This is a genomic window from Streptomyces yatensis (genome assembly GCF_018069625.1).
Lineage (GTDB): Bacteria > Actinomycetota > Actinomycetes > Streptomycetales > Streptomycetaceae > Streptomyces > Streptomyces yatensis.
The window spans coordinates 380,891-396,440 of record NZ_CP072941.1 but is presented as its reverse complement, the minus strand read 5'-3'; the positions used below and the strand labels follow the sequence as shown (position 1 = coordinate 396,440).

General features: G+C 70.7%; 15 protein-coding genes. 12 read left to right on the top strand and 3 right to left on the bottom strand.

Features of this window, described 5'->3' with window-relative positions; all coding sequences use genetic code 11:
- Positions 1-168: 168 nt before the first annotated feature.
- The 10 genes from J8403_RS01810 (at position 169) to J8403_RS01765 (ending at position 8,935) form a co-directional block, all read left to right on the top strand.
- Entirely contained in the window at positions 169-975 is an 807-nt protein-coding gene (locus J8403_RS01810; RefSeq protein WP_211121504.1) for a 2-amino-3,7-dideoxy-D-threo-hept-6-ulosonate synthase, read from the top strand.
- The gene (locus tag J8403_RS01805; protein WP_211121503.1) at positions 972-2,012 is read left to right on the top strand and encodes a 3-dehydroquinate synthase II family protein; all 1,041 of its coding nucleotides are present in this window, start codon (positions 972-974) and stop codon (positions 2,010-2,012) included. Before J8403_RS01810 ends, J8403_RS01805 begins: the two co-directional genes overlap by 4 nt.
- A complete protein-coding gene (locus tag J8403_RS01800) occupies positions 2,012-3,397 on the top strand; it encodes a class I adenylate-forming enzyme family protein (RefSeq protein ID WP_211121502.1) in 1,386 nt (461 codons plus the stop codon). The genes J8403_RS01805 and J8403_RS01800 overlap by 1 nt, the downstream gene beginning before the upstream one ends.
- A gap of 67 nt (positions 3,398-3,464) precedes the next feature.
- On the top strand, positions 3,465-3,737 hold the full coding sequence (locus tag J8403_RS01795) for a phosphopantetheine-binding protein (protein ID WP_078646301.1): 273 nt from the start codon (positions 3,465-3,467) through the stop codon (positions 3,735-3,737).
- Positions 3,734-3,997 carry a phosphopantetheine-binding protein gene (locus J8403_RS01790; protein ID WP_211121501.1) on the top strand — a complete coding sequence of 88 codons (264 nt, stop codon included), beginning with the start codon at positions 3,734-3,736 and terminating at the stop codon, positions 3,995-3,997. Before J8403_RS01795 ends, J8403_RS01790 begins: the two co-directional genes overlap by 4 nt.
- On the top strand, positions 3,987-5,180 hold the full coding sequence (locus J8403_RS01785) for a beta-ketoacyl synthase N-terminal-like domain-containing protein (RefSeq protein ID WP_211121500.1): 1,194 nt from the start codon (positions 3,987-3,989) through the stop codon (positions 5,178-5,180). The genes J8403_RS01790 and J8403_RS01785 overlap by 11 nt, the downstream gene beginning before the upstream one ends.
- The gene (locus J8403_RS01780; RefSeq protein WP_211121499.1) at positions 5,177-5,779 is read left to right on the top strand and encodes a hypothetical protein; all 603 of its coding nucleotides are present in this window, start codon (positions 5,177-5,179) and stop codon (positions 5,777-5,779) included. Before J8403_RS01785 ends, J8403_RS01780 begins: the two co-directional genes overlap by 4 nt.
- Positions 5,776-7,473: a class I adenylate-forming enzyme family protein gene (locus tag J8403_RS01775; protein ID WP_246585643.1), complete on the top strand. Its 1,698-nt coding sequence runs from the start codon at positions 5,776-5,778 to the stop codon at positions 7,471-7,473. Before J8403_RS01780 ends, J8403_RS01775 begins: the two co-directional genes overlap by 4 nt.
- Entirely contained in the window at positions 7,470-8,018 is a 549-nt protein-coding gene (locus tag J8403_RS01770; RefSeq protein ID WP_246585642.1) for a hypothetical protein, read from the top strand. The genes J8403_RS01775 and J8403_RS01770 overlap by 4 nt, the downstream gene beginning before the upstream one ends.
- A complete protein-coding gene (locus J8403_RS01765; protein ID WP_211121498.1) occupies positions 8,015-8,935 on the top strand; it encodes an NAD-dependent epimerase/dehydratase family protein in 921 nt (306 codons plus the stop codon). The genes J8403_RS01770 and J8403_RS01765 overlap by 4 nt, the downstream gene beginning before the upstream one ends.
- A 46-nt stretch (positions 8,936-8,981) precedes the next feature.
- Here the strand turns inward: J8403_RS01765 and J8403_RS01760 are convergent, their stop codons facing one another.
- The gene (locus tag J8403_RS01760; protein ID WP_246586293.1) at positions 8,982-10,520 is read right to left on the bottom strand and encodes an FAD-binding oxidoreductase; all 1,539 of its coding nucleotides are present in this window, start codon (positions 10,518-10,520) and stop codon (positions 8,982-8,984) included.
- A 536-nt stretch (positions 10,521-11,056) separates the two neighbouring features.
- Between J8403_RS01760 and J8403_RS01755 the strand changes: the two genes are divergently transcribed.
- Positions 11,057-12,211, top strand: coding sequence for a serine hydrolase domain-containing protein (locus J8403_RS01755; RefSeq protein ID WP_211121496.1), 1,155 nt, complete (start codon positions 11,057-11,059; stop codon positions 12,209-12,211).
- Positions 12,212-12,255: 44 nt separating this feature from the next.
- On the opposite strand, the gene J8403_RS01750 is transcribed toward J8403_RS01755, so the two are convergent.
- The gene (locus tag J8403_RS01750) at positions 12,256-12,480 is read right to left on the bottom strand and encodes a hypothetical protein (protein WP_211121495.1); all 225 of its coding nucleotides are present in this window, start codon (positions 12,478-12,480) and stop codon (positions 12,256-12,258) included.
- 361 nt (positions 12,481-12,841) lie between these two features.
- Here J8403_RS01750 and J8403_RS01745 point away from each other — a divergent pair, with 361 nt between their 5' ends.
- Positions 12,842-14,428 carry a Na+/H+ antiporter gene (locus J8403_RS01745; RefSeq protein ID WP_211121494.1) on the top strand — a complete coding sequence of 529 codons (1,587 nt, stop codon included), beginning with the start codon at positions 12,842-12,844 and terminating at the stop codon, positions 14,426-14,428.
- Between the two features lie 42 nt (positions 14,429-14,470).
- Here J8403_RS01745 and J8403_RS01740 read toward each other — a convergent pair whose 3' ends face one another.
- Entirely contained in the window at positions 14,471-15,550 is a 1,080-nt protein-coding gene (locus J8403_RS01740; protein WP_211121493.1) for a 1-aminocyclopropane-1-carboxylate deaminase/D-cysteine desulfhydrase, read from the bottom strand.

The following is a 15,550-nucleotide window of genomic DNA, read 5'->3' as shown; positions in this document are numbered from 1 at the left end:
GCGTAATAGCCGTCGGACAGCCTGTCAGAGCAATCTCAGAAATTCCTCAGAGCCGCATAACCGCGGAGTGATGGAGATTCGATATCCGCTCGGCATTGCGCGGACGTGCCATTCTGGCCGAGCAATCCCCCTGCGTGGTTCGCCCCTTGGGAGAGGTGTGCCTGGCACATGACCGATATTGGTAAATCATTCCGGATGCGGCGGCTCTCGGGCGTCGGGGACGGAAGATATCTTTTCGTCCCGCTCGACCACAGTGTGTCCGATGGGCCGGTGGTGTCCCAGGCCCGCTGGAACGGGCTGCTCCGGGCGCTGGTCGACGGCGGCGCGGACGCGGTCGTTGTCCACAAGGGCCGGGCGCGGGCGATCGCACCGGACATCCTGCGCCGCTGCGCCCTGGTGGTTCACCTGAGTGCGGGTACGGTGCACGCGGCCGACACCGATGCCAAGGTGCTCGTCGGCGACGTCGAAGAGGCCGTACGGCTGGGCGCGGACGCGGTGAGCGTGCATGTGAATCTCGGATCGGACACCGAGCACCGGCAGCTCACGGACCTGGGGGCCGTCGCGGCCTCGTGCGACATGTGGAACATGCCGCTGCTCGCGATGATCTACCCGAGGGGGCCGCGGATCGCCGATCCGCACGATCCCGCGCTGCTCGCCCACGCGGTCAACATCGCCGCCGATCTCGGCGCCGACCTGGTGAAGACTTCGATCGCGCTGCCGATGGACCGGATGGCCGAGGTGGTGAACAGCTGTCCGCTGCCGGTCCTCGCCGCGGGCGGCCCGCCCGACGGCTCGGACCTGATCAGTCACGCGACCTCGTTGATGCTCGCCGGGTGCCGCGGCCTCGCGGTCGGCCGTCGGATCTTCTCCTCGCCCTCACCCTCCTCGCTGGTGGCGCGGCTGGCCGCCGTCGTGCACGCCGTCGACGCCGGAACGACCCCCCACCCCCCGACGATCGCGACAGGAGCCGTATGAAGTTCGCATGGATCGATCTCCGAGCCGTTCCGCAGACCCAGCTCGAATCCATCGTCGACGCCGCCATCCATACGCGGATGCAGGGCGTGCTCTGCGATGACGAAGCCGTCCTCGCCGCACTGCCCCCCACCGTCACCGGCGTCACCACCACGGTGGTGACCGAGGAGAAGGAGCTGTACGACCTCGGCGCCGACACCGCCGCGTGGGTCGACGTACACGACGAACCGTCGCTGCGGCTGGCGTGCGAGGCCGCCGTCGCGCTGCCCCTCACCGTGGTCCGCTTCGCCGACCCGACCAAGATCCCGCTGGAGATCGTGCTCGCCGCCGCGGACCGCTCCGCCGGAAAGCTGATCACCGTCTGCGCCGATCTGGAGGAAGCCGCCACCGTCCTGGAGGTGCTGGAACGCGGTTCGGACGGAGTCCTGCTGGCTCCCTCCGACGCCGGCGAGGTGTTCGCGCTGGCCCGGCTGCTCGAAGCCGGAACCTCCCCACTGGAGCTGACGACGCTGACCGTCGACCGCATCGAGCACCATGGGCTCGGCGACCGGGTGTGCGTGGACACCTGCACGCATTTCGCCGAGGACGAGGGCATCCTCGTCGGCTCGTACTCGACCGGCTTCATCCTGTGCTGCAGCGAGACCCATCCGCTGCCGTACATGCCGACCCGCCCGTTCCGGGTCAACGCCGGCGCCCTGCACTCCTATGTGCTCGGCCCGGAGAACCGGACCAACTACCTGAGCGAGCTGCGCTCGGGCAGCACGACCCTGGCCGTCAACGCCGAGGGCCGGACCCGGCCGGTCACGGTCGGCCGGGCCAAGCTGGAGTCCCGGCCGCTGCTGACCATCACCGCGAGATCGGCCGACGGCATCGTGGTGAGCCTCGCCGTCCAGGACGACTGGCATGTGCGGGTGCTCGGGCCCGGCGGCAAGGTGCACAACGTCACCGAGCTGCGGCGCGGCGACGAACTCCTCGGCTATCTGGCCACGGACCAGCGCCATGTGGGCTTTCCCATCGGCGAGTTCTGCAAGGAAAACTGATGAGCGTCCGCATGCGGGAGCTCCTTGAGCGGCTGTTCGACGCCCATCCCGACGAGCTGCCCTACCTCGTCCACGGTGACCACCCGGTGAGCCGCGGCGAGGTCCGGGCCGCCGTGGCCGCGGAAGCGGCGGTCTTCGCCGGGCACGGCGTCGGCGAGGGGCATACGGTGATGCTCCAGATACCACCGAGCTGCACCCAGATAGAGGTACTGCTCGCGCTGTGGCGGCTGGGCGCCCAGGTGATGCTGGTCGACCACCGGCTCAAACCGTCGGAAGTCGACGCCCTGCGCTCGTTGTGCCACCCGCAGTTCATGGTCGGCGCGGGTACGGCGGGCCGCTCGTCGCTCAGGTTCGAGCCCCGGTACGAGGTGGTCACCTCCCGGTACCCGGACGGCCGCCCGGCGGCGACCGAGCACCGGCTGGTGCAGTTCAGCTCGGGCTCCACCGGGCTGCCCAAGGTGATCGGGCGGACCGCGGCCTCCCTGGCGGCCGAGATCGAGCGGTTCACCCGGATCGAGGGGATGCCGGCCCCGGGCGAGCGGGTGTTGCTGCTGAGCTCGACCGCGCACAGTTTCGGCCTGATCGCCGGGGTGCTGCACTCCCTCGCCGCGGGCGTCTCGGCGGTCTTCGCGCGACGGGTGTCGGCCAAGGACATCCTGGCCGCCGCCGCGCGTCACGACGTCCACGTCATCTTCGGCACACCGTTCCACTACGAGCTGCTGAGCACCGCCCGGGACCTGCCCGCGCTGCCCGCCCTGCGCGCGGCGGTCTCGGGCGGGGAGATCATGCCGGCGCAGACCGCCATACGGTTCGCCGACCGGTTCGGCACCGGCGTCGGCGAGTCGTACGGGACCACCGAGACCGGCGTCATCGCGATGGAGGTGAGCGGCGCGTCGAGGCCCTCGGCCGGCCGGCCGGCCCCCGGGGTGCGGCTGCGCGTCCGCGAGGGCGAGCTGGACGTCTGGCTGCCGGACGGCTCACCGTATCTGCACGATTCCGGCGGCGACCGGTACGCGGACGGCTGGCTGCACACCCACGACCGGGCCGAACTGGATGCCTCCGGCGCCGTGCGGCTGCTGGGCCGTGGCGACTCCCTGGTGGTCATCGGCGGCCTCAAGGTCGATCTGACCGAGGTCGAAGCCGTGTTGTGCCGCCACCCCGGGGTCAACGGAGCCGTGGTCGTGCACGCCGGCGCCACCGAGGCCTATGTGTCCGTCGCGCCGGACGGCCCCTCGACGGGGGAATTACTGCGCTGGTGCCGGGACCGGCTGGCCGACTACAAGGTGCCCCGCGTCGTCCATGTCCTGGCGGACCTGCCCCGCACCTCCAACGGCAAGCTCGTCAGGCGCCGCGACACCCTGCTCGCCCGCGCTCCCGATCGCTGAGGACCCGCCGCCCCCGGCCCTTGCCGCCCGCCCCCACCGATTCCGTGGCACAGAAAGGTTGCGCACCATGCAGACGGCGTTGCAGAAGGAGATCCGCGACTTCGTGCTCAGCACGATCAGCGAGGAGATGAACCATCCGCTCGACGCGGACGAGATCAGCGATGACAGCCCCATGGGCACCGGCGGAATCGACATCGACTCCCTGGGCCTGATCGAGCTGCTTCTCCGTCTGGAGCGCCGGTTCGACGTGAAGTTCCCCGACGGTGACATCGAACAGGCCGGCGCCATGAACCTGGGCGACCTGATCAACGAGGTCGTCGGGCGGGGCGCCACGGCATGACCGCGGAATCCGAGACCCGGCCGGGGATCACCACCGACGCCGTGCGGGAGCTGCTGTCCGACCCCAAGATCTTCGCCGAACTGCCGCCCGGCCTGGACGACGACGCCGAACTCGCCCTGGACTCACTCGGGTTGGTGTGGTTTTTGCACCAACTGGAGCTGCGGTACGGCCTGGAGATCGAGCCGGCGGAAGCCTTCCTCGCCGAGTTCACCTCGATCCGCCGGATCACCGACTACCTGGTGGACATCCATGAGTCGTGAGGTGCTGCTGACCGGATTCGGGGTGCGTACGGCCTTCGGCACCGGGGCGGACGCGCTGCGGGAGGGTGTCTTCGACGGGAGACCCGCCTTCGCGCCGATCACCCGCTTCGACATCGGCCCGTACCGAACGGGCCTGGCCGCCACCTGTGGCCCGGCCGCCCCGCTGCGCGACGTGCTGGCCGAGGTCGCCGCGGCGGCGGTCGGCATGGCCGGGCTGCCGACGGGTGCGCGGGCCGCCGTCCTGGTGGGGACCGCGGGCGATTTCACCGGGCTGACCCGCTTCTGGCGCGCCCGGGACGCTCCCGGCACTCCGAGCACTCCCGGCCCTCCCGGCCCTCCTGGCTCTCCCGGCGCGGCGGCCTCCGGCGGCGCCGCTGAGACCGTGCCCGCCTGGCAGGCCGAGACCCTCGCGGACACGCTCGGCGTGCGCGGCCCCCGGCTGGCGTTCACCGGCGCGTGCGTCGCCTCGGCCGCGGCGATCGCGCATGGCTGCCGGCTCATCGCCTCCGGCCGGGCGGAGACCGCGATCTGCGCGGGGGCGTACCTGGTGGAGGAGGAGAACCTGGCCAAGTTCGACTCGGGATTCGCCCTGTCCCGGGACGGAATGGTGCGGCCGTTCTGCGCCGACCGCAGCGGTCTGCTGCTCGGGGACGGAGCCGCCGCCATCGTGCTCGAATCCGTCGACGGTGCCCGGCGCAGGGGAGCACGTGCGCTCGCCGCGCTGACCGGCTGGGGCGCCGCCGGCGACGCCCACCACATCGCGCGGCCCCATCCGGAAGGCGCCGGGCTGGTCGCGGCCGCCGGCCGGGCCCTGCGGCGTGCGGGCGGCCCGCGGATCGACTACGTGAACGCGCATGGCACCGGGACCCGGCACAACGACCCCGCCGAGACGCGCGGACTGCGCACGCTCTTCGGCGCGGACGCGGCCCGCGTACCGGTGAGTTCGACCAAGAGCACCACGGGACATCTGCTGGAGGCGGCCGGAGCGGTGGAACTCGTGATCACCCTGCTCGCGCTGCGGGACGGGGTCCTGCCGCCCACCGCCGGGTTCACCGAACCGGATCCACACTGCGATCTCGACTATGTGCCGAACCGCCCCCACAAGGCCGAGCTCCGGCGTGCGCTCACCGTCAACGCCGCGTTCGGTGGCGCCAACACCGCACTGGTACTGGAGCGAGCATGATCGCCGCGATATCCGGTCCGTCCGCGCCGCCAGTCGCCGGTTTTGTGGAGTCCACCTTCAGCCCGATGGTGCACCAGGCCGTCGAGCGATGTCTGACCGCCCGGCCGGGTGACGGCTCCAGAACCGCCATGGTCCTGGTCAGCACGATGGGGGACGCCGCCACCCTCGATCTCGGCAGCCGCCTGCTCGTGGCCGGTCAGGTGCACAATCCGCTGCTGTTCATGCAGTCCACCGCGAACGCGGTCCTCGGCCGGCTCAGCCTCGAGTTCGCCATCACCGGACCGCTGCTCTGCCTGTCCACCGTGGCGGACCCGGCCGGTGAGCTGCTGGCCACCGCGGAACTGCTGCGGGAGGACGAGGAGCTGGACCGGATCGTGCTCATCGGGGTCGAGCTGACCTGCACCGAGCGCACCACGGCGGCCTACCGCGAGCTGCGCACCGGCCCACCCGCCGCGGACCTGGCCGTGGCGATCGTGCTGGACCGGGACGACCCGGTCCCGAGCCTCCCGCCCGACACCCCGGCCACCCCCTCGGGGGAGTACGGCACCCTTCGCGGCCTGGTCGAGCTGGCCGCCCGAATCCAAGGAACCACATCATGATCACCAAGCAGGAACGCGCGCGGATCAGCGAGGACGCCGCCCTGGGGGCCGGGAATGTGATCCACCGGCTGAAGGCGTACGGCAGAGAGCTCGACGAGCAGGTCCTGTGGACCGACGCCACCTGGCAGGCCCCGGACGGCGGCCACCCCGAGGTGCTGACCCTGGGCGAGCTGCACGAGGCCGTGGAGATCTACGCGGGCTGGTTCCACGCACAGGGCGTCGGGCCCCGCGACCCGGTGGCGATCCAGACCTATTCCAGCACCGAGTTCGCCATCAACTTCCTCGCCCTCACCTCCCTGGGCGCGATCCCCTCCTTCGTCAACGGCAACCTCCGCCCGGAGATCGCCCGCGAGTATGTGCGGCGCCAGGGCGCGGTAGGGGCCGTCACCGACCGGGCCCATCACGCGGTCCTCGCCCCCGACTGCGCCGAACTGGGCCTCGGCTTCTGTGTCACGGCGGCCGACATCCGCACGGAGGAACGCGAGCCCCTCCCCGCGGCCTATCCGTACTCCCACCACGCCACCGATCCGATCATCATCTCGCACTCCTCGGGTACCACCGGGATGCCCAAGGCCGTTCCGCATACGCATCAGACCCTGCTCTATGCGCAACTGCACCGGCTGAAGCTGTCGGTCGGCTCCGCGATGGGCAGGCTGCTGGTCGCGCTGCCCGGCTCGCACAACGCCGCCATCTCGGTCATGCTGTTCGGCTTCCTGCTGCGCTCGCCCGTATCCATGCTGTCCAGCCAGCGGGGGACCGACGTCCTGGACGCCATGGAGACGTTCCGCCCCACCACGGTATTCGCGTTCGCCGGAACCTACGGGGAGATGGCGGCCCAGGATCTCTCCGCCCGCGATCTGTCCAGCGTGGAGGCGTGGTACAACACCGGGGACGCGGCGCACGAGACCCATATCAAGGCGCTGATCGAGCAGGGCAGCCATGAGACGGTCGGCCGGGACCTGAAGCGGCGCCGGGTGCCCGGCTCCGTCTTCACCGACGGGCTCGGCTCCTCCGAGACCGGCTACTCGCTTTTCCACAACGGACACAAGCCCGGCAGATCGTCCTTTTCGCGCTGCGTCGGCAAACCGATGAGCTTCGCCGAGGCGGCGGTGCTCTCCGAGGACGGCACACCACTGCCACCCGGCGAGATCGGCCGCCTCGGCGTGCGCTCGCCCACGCTCACCCCCGGATACTGGAACGACTCGCTGACCTTCCACCGGCTGCGGCTCGGTGGCTACTGGCTCACCGGCGATCTCTCCTATCGGGACGAGGAGGGAAACTTTTACCACCTGGACCGCGCACCGGACGCGATCCGCACCCCCACGGGCATCGTGTTCAGCACCCGCACCGAGGAGTTGCTGCTGCGCGAGATGTCCGAGCTGGAGGACTGCACGGTGGTGGCGGTCGCCCCCGAGGGCGTACGGGCGGACTGGGACGGCGACGGGACCGCCGACGCCTACGCCCTGCTGCAGATGCGCGCGGACGCGGCGGACACCAAGACCGACGACGCCCGATGGACGGCCGAGGTCAACCAGGTGCTGATCGCCGCGGGCTTCCCGCAGCTGACCGGAGCGCTGCGGATGGACGCGAGCGAGGTGGTGAAGGGAGCCACCGGCAAGGTGCTCAAGCGGGAGATGCGCGAACGCTTCCGGGCCCGGGTGGCCGCCGGCGAGCTGGACGGGAAGGTGCGATGACCGCGGTCGACCGTACGAGTCCCGGTACGAGCTCCGGTACGAGTCCCGGTACGACCCCGCGGCCCAGGACCATGGATGTGTACCGGCAGTGGTGGCTGCACGACGCCCGCTGGTACCAGGGGGTGGCGAAGCGGTTCGGACACGCGGTGGCCAATGAGATCAACGCCGAGGCGCTGCGGTATGTGGCCGTCCAGGTGGGCAAACGGATAGCCCGTCAGTTCGGCGGAAAGCCCGCGGCGGACCTCGAGGAGCTCCGCCGCCGGTATGACGCCTGCTCCGAGTGGATGTTCCCGAGCGAGCTGCGGGACGGGGCGACCGCGGTGCTCCCGGACGGGGAGATCGAGCTGACCATGCGGCAGAACTTCGCCGTGGTGATGGTCCGGATGGCCGGTTCGCTCGACGGCTACAAGTGCCCGTGCACGGACATCCACGCCGGCTGGTCGGAGGGGCTCGGGGTCGAACTCACCAGCAACTGCGCCACCGCGTGTCTGCGGGACGGCGATCCCGCCTGCCGGCTCCTGATGCGGGTCGGGAGCCCGGTATGACGGCGCGTGTCCTTGTCGCCGGGGCCACCGGAGTGATCGGCCGCGCACTGGTTCCGCTGCTCCGTGCCCGCGGCCATCATGTGACCGCGCTGGTCCGGGAGCCCTCCCGGGCGGCCGGCCTGCCCCTGGACGGCGTCGTGGTGGCCGACGCGCTGGAAGCCGAGGCGGTGCGCGCGGCGGTGCTCTCGGCCCGGCCCGAGGTGGTGGTGCATCAGCTGACCGCCCTGCGCGGCCCCACGGCTGAGGGCTTCGAGCGGACCGCCCGGCTGCGCACCGAAGGCACCGCACAGCTGATCGCGGCCGCCGAGGCCGCCGGGGCGGAACGGATGGTGGCGCAGAGCATCGCGTTCGCCACCGCACCCCGCGGCGGGCCGGTGCTCGCCGAGGACGCACCGCTGTATGCCGACGCACCGGATCCGGGCTGGGCGCTCACCACGCGCGCCATCGCCGAACTGGAGCGCCGGGTGCTGGGCGCCGCACACCTGTCCGGGACCGTACTGCGCTACGGAACCCTGTACGGGCCGGGCACCCTGTACCACCGCGCCGGTGCGATCGGCGGCGCGGTGGCACGCGGCAGGCTGCCACTGCCGGAGCCCGCCGCCGGCATCACCTCGTTCCTCCACATCGAGGACGCCGCACGGGCCGCGGTGTGCGCCGTGGAAGCGGATACCGACGGCGTGTTCAACGTGGCCGACGACGACCCGGCCGAGGCCGCGGTCTGGCTCCCCGAATACGCCCGCCTGCTCGGCGCGCCCCCGCCCCGTACGGTGCCGTCGCAACTGGCCGAGCGATTGCTGGGCTGGCTCACCCACTACCAGCTCACCGCCATGCGCGGCGCGGCCAACGACCGCATACGTGAGGCGCTCAACTGGAAGCCAGCGGTGTCGAGTTGGCGGACACGACTGGCCGACGACTGACAGGCTTGCCAAGCCTACGGATACCGGCAGGGCGAGCCCGGGAACGTCAGGCGCCGATCGCTTGTGGATAGCTGAAGAAGTTGGTCGGATCGTAGGTCCGATTCACTCGGACCAGCCGGTCGTAGTTCGCGCCGTAATAGGCCCGCCGCCAGTCCTTCAGTGTCGGATCCGGGAAATTCTGATAGGACTGCGGCGGGGGAGTGTCACCGAAAATGCTCTGGTAGAACTCGCTGAGCCAGTGAAGGTTCGCCGTGGCGACCCCTGGCGGGTCGTAATCCGCCCAGGAGGTCTCGGCGGCGAGGATGAAGACCCCGTTTCGGTGGACGAACGCCGTCGCGTCCGGCGGCACTTGGTTGATCTCGCCGCCGAGGGCGAACATGGCGAACCCGGCCCCGCCCTCGTTGTCGCTGCCGGGCCACTCCAGCAGCCGCTCGGTGGCGGCACCGATCTGCTCGTCGGTCAGGAGTGTCCGGGAGCTCAGAACCGCCGACTTGGCGGCGAACTGTTGCACCGGCGTGGTGGCGCTCAGCAGCGCGCTCGCCTGCCCCGGAGTGACCTCGCGGACGGACGCCTTGTTGCGGGCGCGCTCTTCCGCCGTGCCGATGGCGAGCAGCGGGGCCAGGATGGCGCGCAACTCATCGAGGTCACCGTAGTACTGGCCGATGGCATTGACACCCGCGTTGGCGTGGATCTGGTCCCTGGTGATTCCGCGGGTCCCCACGCCGACGCGGAGATGGAATCTCTTGTCGTCCAGGGTGTCCACGGCGATCTGCTGCGCGACGGCGATCACCGGCAGCACCGAGTCCAGGCTCCAGCGCACATCGTAGAAGCCCACATCGCCCTGGAACCGCTCGTACTGGAACGTGAAGGAGGTGTTGACACCGAAGTTGTTCCCCGCCCCGCCGCGACAGCCCCAGAACAGATCGGGGTGGGAGTCCTCGCCGGCCTCCACCACGCGGCCGTCGGCGAGGACCACGGTCGTCGAGACCAGCCGGTCACAGGTCAGGCCGAACATCTTGTCGCTGAAGCCGATACCGCCGCCGAGCACCAGCCCGGCCACCCCGACCGTGGGGCAGCGGCCGGTCGGCACGAACATGCCGCGGTCCTCCAGCATCGGGTGCAGATCGCCGTTGGTGACGCCGGCTCCCACGGTGAGGGTGCCCGCGTCGTGAACGACCCTCATCCGCCCGTAGGCCCGGGTCCGGGAGCGGGCGCCCGGCCGCGGGGTGGAGACGATGCTCTTCATACGGGCCATGTTGAGCAGCAGACCCGTGGTGGCGGAGTACCCGGCGTAGTTGTGGCCCAGCCCGGAACGAGGGACGGCGGGCAGCCCCACCGCGCGGGCCCAGCGGACCGCCGCACGGACATCCCTGGTCGTCGCGCACGCCACGATCCCCGCGGGGCGGATACCGGCGTACCGGTGGTTGAACGGAAGCGCCAGCGGTGGGTAGCCGGAATCGCCCGGCCGATAGAGCGTGGAGCGCGACGACAGCGCCTGAGCCAGCAGCTGCCAGTCCCGTTCGCCGACCCGCTCCGCCACCACGGTGGGTGGCGCGGCCGCGGCGGGCGATGACGGCAAGCCCACCACCTCCGTGCCCAGAACACCCACCGTGCCCGCCCGCAGTACGTTCCGCCTGTTGATCAACGTGGCTGCCCTCACAAGAAGTGCTCCGGAGACGCGAGGCGTCTCCCTCCCCCGCGAAGTCAACCGGCCGCTGGCCGCCACAGCCGCGAAGCGGATTCCCGCCCACGGGCCCGCAACCCGAAAGGAGGCCGACCTGCCGCTGAATGCCTCAGCCTGGTACGACGAATGGGTGCGCGCTCGTCCAAGCGCCCGCTCCCCGCGCACGGGATTGGGCTGCCTGCTACCGGGCGGTGACGTCCATGACGATGTTCTCGTCGCTGGATCACTGCATCTGGCGGTCGCCTCCAGGTGGTCCGTGCGCCGTCACCGCAACACGTCGAGGGGGTGGCGTTGCAACACGTCGAGGGCGGGGTGGCGTTGGCTACACCCTCGATTCGGGGGCCGGGCGTACTGACGTCGCGCCGAGGCCCTGGCAGGGTCGTCGGCGAGCGACCGATCGGCCCGCGCCGGCCGGGCCATGACCAGGGGGAAGACCTATGCAGCGCAAGCGCCTCGCCGCCGCAGTCCTGCTCGCCGCGACGCTTACCGGGGCGTTCGCCCCCGTGGCGGCGGCCCCCGCGGCGGCGGCCCACCGGCCCGATCCGGTGCAGCGGCAGCTGGATCGACTCGTCGACCGGGACGGGGTGCCGGGTGCCCTCGCGTACGACGGCAGCAGGACGCGTTCCGCCGGCGTCGCGGACCTGGAGTCGGGCCGTCCGATGGTCGATGCGCAGGGCCGATTCCGGTTGGCGAGCAACACCAAGGCGTTCACCGCAGCAGCCGTGATGCGCCTGGTGGCGGACGGGCGGGTACGACTCGACGACCACGCGGGCACCTACGTGCCACAACTCACCGAACGCCCCATCACCATACGGCAGTTGCTCAAGCAGACCAGCGGACTGCCGGAGTACTCCGCACTGGTCGACTGGAACCGGCCGGGCACGCCCGAGGACTATCTGGCCCTTGCCCTCAAGGAGGAGCCCGTCTTCGAGCCCGGGACCGACTGGGGCTATTCCAACACCAACTACCTGGTGCTCGGCATGGTGATCGACAAGGCATCGGGGGTCGACTTCCGCACATATGTCGACCGCACCATTCTGCGTCCACTGCGTCTGGACGACACCTACTGGCCCGCGCCCGGCGAGCTGTCCCTGCGCGGGACCCATGCCCGCAACTACGGGGTGCACCCCGCGCGTCCGGAGGCCGGCCGGGTGGATGTGACCGAGCTCCCCGGGTACGAGTTCGGCGCATCCGGCGGACTCGTCTCCACGCCCGGGGACCTCAACGCCTTCTGGGACGGCCTGTTCGGCGGACGGCTCCTGCCCGGCTGGGCGGTGCGCCTGATGACCCGGGACACCATCGACATCGGCGGCCGCGACGTCTACCCGGCGGGTAGCCGCTACGGCTACGGCATTGCCTCGATCCCGCTGAGCTGCGGTGGCGTCTACTGGGGCCACGGCGGCGATCTGCCCGGCGACTCAGTGGGCGGCGGCCGGGCCACGGCCGGCCGCGGCACCGTGACCGTCTACACCACGACATGGGCTGCTGAGGGCGAAAGCCTGCGCCATCTCCAGGGGGCGGTGGACGCGGCCCTGTGTGGCAAGAGCCGCTGGGGTCCGTCGTTTGGATCAGACCCCGCGAGCCCGGCCTGATCCGAACGACAGACCCCAGCCGCCATGCGCGCCGACGTGCCGCATCAGTCGAGGGCCTTCAAGTCGCCGATGACGTCGCCGAGTTCGAGCTCGGTACGGCCACGGGTCTGGAAGCCCCGCTTGGCCTTCGCGGCCTCGGCGGTGTATTCGGGCACTTTGGTCAGGTCGACGTGGGGGAAGAAGAAGTCGGGATCCGCGCTGTCGAAGACCACTACCCGGGCAGTCGTCGGTTGGGAGAGCTCTTCGAGCAGTCCGACCAGGTCGCGCACGACCTCGGGACCGATGAGGTTGATCGGCGGGGCGTCGAAGGTGGCGGACAGGACGTTGCCGTCCAGCCTGGTGCTGACTGGTTTCGTACGAGGCGGTCATGTTCTCTTCCTCTCGGCACTCATCACGGCCCGCTGGCCATCCCGGCTGTCAACGCTGGTGTTCATCGGGCCACCGCACGGCCGACGCGGCCATCTCCCCGCACTCCGTCACACATCCGTGTGAGCGAGTGCTCCGGTTGGCGGAAGTCGCAGGCCGGAGCACTCATTCGGCGGTCGTCGGGCGCGACCCGGATCGGATGCGAGATGGCAGGCTTCCCGGGGCGTGGCCCCTACCACGCTCCCCTCGGGAAGGCGGTACCGGATGCGTGGCCTCGAAGTCATCGTGGTGGTGCTCGCGGCGGTGCTGACCATGAGCTGGCTGGCTCGCCGCCTACGCTGGAACGAGCCGGTCATGCTGGTGGCGGGCGGCTGCCTGATCGGCCTGATCCCCGACTTCCGCGGGCCGGCCCTGTCGCCCGAGGTGGTCCTGCTGCTGTTCCTGCCCCCACTGCTCTACTGGGAGTCGTTGACCACCTCCCTCCGGGAGATCCGGACGAACGTGCGTGGCATCGTGCTGCTCGCGACCGGTCTGGTGCTGGCCACCGCCGCCGCCGTGGCCTCGGTGGGGCACGCGCTGGGCCTGTCCTGGCCACTCGCCTTTGTCCTCGGTGCCGTCGTCGCCCCCACGGACGCCATCGCCGTGGCGGCGGTCGCCCGCGGGCTGCCCCGCCGGATCCGGACCATCCTCCGGGCGGAGAGCCTGATCAACGACGGCACCGCGCTCACCCTCTATGCCGTGGTGGTCGGCGTCGCCGTCGAGGGGCTGGCCGTCACCTGGACGGACACCACCGTGCGATTCCTGCTCGCCTACGCGGGCGGTGCCGCGATCGGCTGTGGATGCGCCGCCGTCGTCGTGGCTCTGCGCAGGCGGTTGCGTGACCGCGAGGTGGAAAACGCCTTGGGCGTGCTCACCCCGTTCGCCACCTATCTGCCGGCACAAGTGCTGGGCGTCTCCGGCGTCCTGGCGGTGGTCACCTGCGGTCTCATCCTCAGCCAGGCGGGACCCAAGGTGATCAGCGCGAGCTCCAGAGTGCAGATCATCTCCTTCTGGGAGGTGAGCACCTCCCTCCTCAACAGCGCCCTCTTCGTCCTGGTCGGCGTCCAGACGCCCGCCATCGTCAGCGCGATCGGCTCCGTCTCCCCGGGACACGCGGTCATCACCGCCTCGGTGGTCAGCGGCGTGGTGATCGCCACCCGACTGCTGTGGCTGTACTCGGTGCCCTACCTCATCCGCGCCGTCGACCGCCGCCCGGTCCAGCGCACGCTGCGCTACGGTGCCCGGCAGAGGTTCCCGGTCGCCTGGAGCGGGGTGCGCGGTGCCGTCTCGCTCGCGGCCGCGCTCGCCGTCCCGACCGCCACCACCGCGGGCCGGCCGCTCGCCGGACGCGGGCTGCTGGTCTTCACCGCCGTGACCGTCATCCTGGTCACGCTGGTCCTCCAAGGGACGACGATGCCCGCGGTGATCCGCTGGTCCGGACTGCGCGGCGATCCCGACGAGACCACCGAGGAACGCCGCGCCCATCGCCAGATCATCGCCGCCGCGCTGGAGGCCCTGCCCGACCACGCCGAGCGTCTGGAAACGCCGCCGGAGATCGCCGACGCCATCCTGAGCGAACTGCGCCAGTACGCCGCCGAAAAGGCGGGGCCACCGGATACCGACGACACCGGTGTGCGGGCCGGGCTCGAACTGCGCCGCGCCCTGATCGGCGTCGAGCGCAGTGCCCTGATCCGCCTGCGGGACCAGCGCAGCATCGACGACATCGTTCTGCGCCGGCTGCAGTCGCTGCTGGACACCGAGGAGATCAGAATTGAGCTGGCCCTGCGTGCCTTCACCGGCCGGCCGCCGTAGCCGCCGGCGGCCGGACGGATCGCCCGGTACGGCAGCGGCTTGTCACATCGCCACGTTGCCGACGACCTCTGGGATCTCGAACAGGTTGCCGGTGTCACCGGTGTGCAGGAAGGCCACGTTGCTGCCCGGTTCGACTCGGCCCGATCGGACGTGGTCGAGCAGGCCGGCGAAGCCCTTCGCGGTGTACACGGGGCCGAGGAAGACGCCGTCGGCCATTGCCAGTTCCCTGATGGCGGCGACACCCTCGGGCGAGGGCACCGCGTAGTCCTCGCCGATGAACCGTTCGTCCACGTCGATCTCGGCTCGGATGACCTCGTCAGCGGGGACCGGGACGCCCAGGAGCCCGAGGATGTGCCGTACGCGCTCGACGATCACCTCGACGTTCATCCAGCCGCCGGGCTGGTAGCCGCAGATCGCGATGGAGCGGAACCGCACGGGGTGACCCGTCATCAGCTTCGCCGCGATCAGCCCCGGCAGGGCGGTCCCGGTGCCCGCGGTGTGGTAGACGTAGTCGAGGCCGACCCCATGGGTCTCGGCCTGCTCGATCATCTCCTTGAAGGTCAGCGCGTGCCCGACGAAGCCGTAGGGGTGGGCGCCGCCGGTCGGCACGATCAATGCCTTGTGTCCCTGCGCTTCGAGCTCCGCCTTCCTGGCGTTCATCGCGTCGGTGACCTTTTGCTGTTCGTCGGTCGCGTCCCAGTAGGCGCCGCCGCGGGTGGGCTGGTAGTGCAGCTCCACGTCCATGATCTTGTTCAGCAGCAGATTGCCCCGGTACTCGGTGAGTTCGCCGTGCCGGTTCTCGTCGCGGGTGAGGTAGAGGATCGGGGTCAGTCCGGCGACCCGGCAGGCCGTGGCGAACTGCATCCCGGAGTTGGTCAGGTAGACGCCCTGGCTGATGACATGGGTGACGCCCTCTCGCAGTGCCTGGCCGATGATGAACTCGGCGAGGCGGGTCTTGCTTCCGCTGAGGGTGCCCGGCCCGGCCATGTCCTCCCGCTTCAGGAAGAAGTTGACGCCGTGGGCGGCGGACAGGTTGTCCAGGCGGTGGAACGGCGTCGGGTAGAAGCCGATGCGCTTCCTGGGCAGTGTGGCGACCAGCCGGTCCAGTTCGGTGTAGTCCAT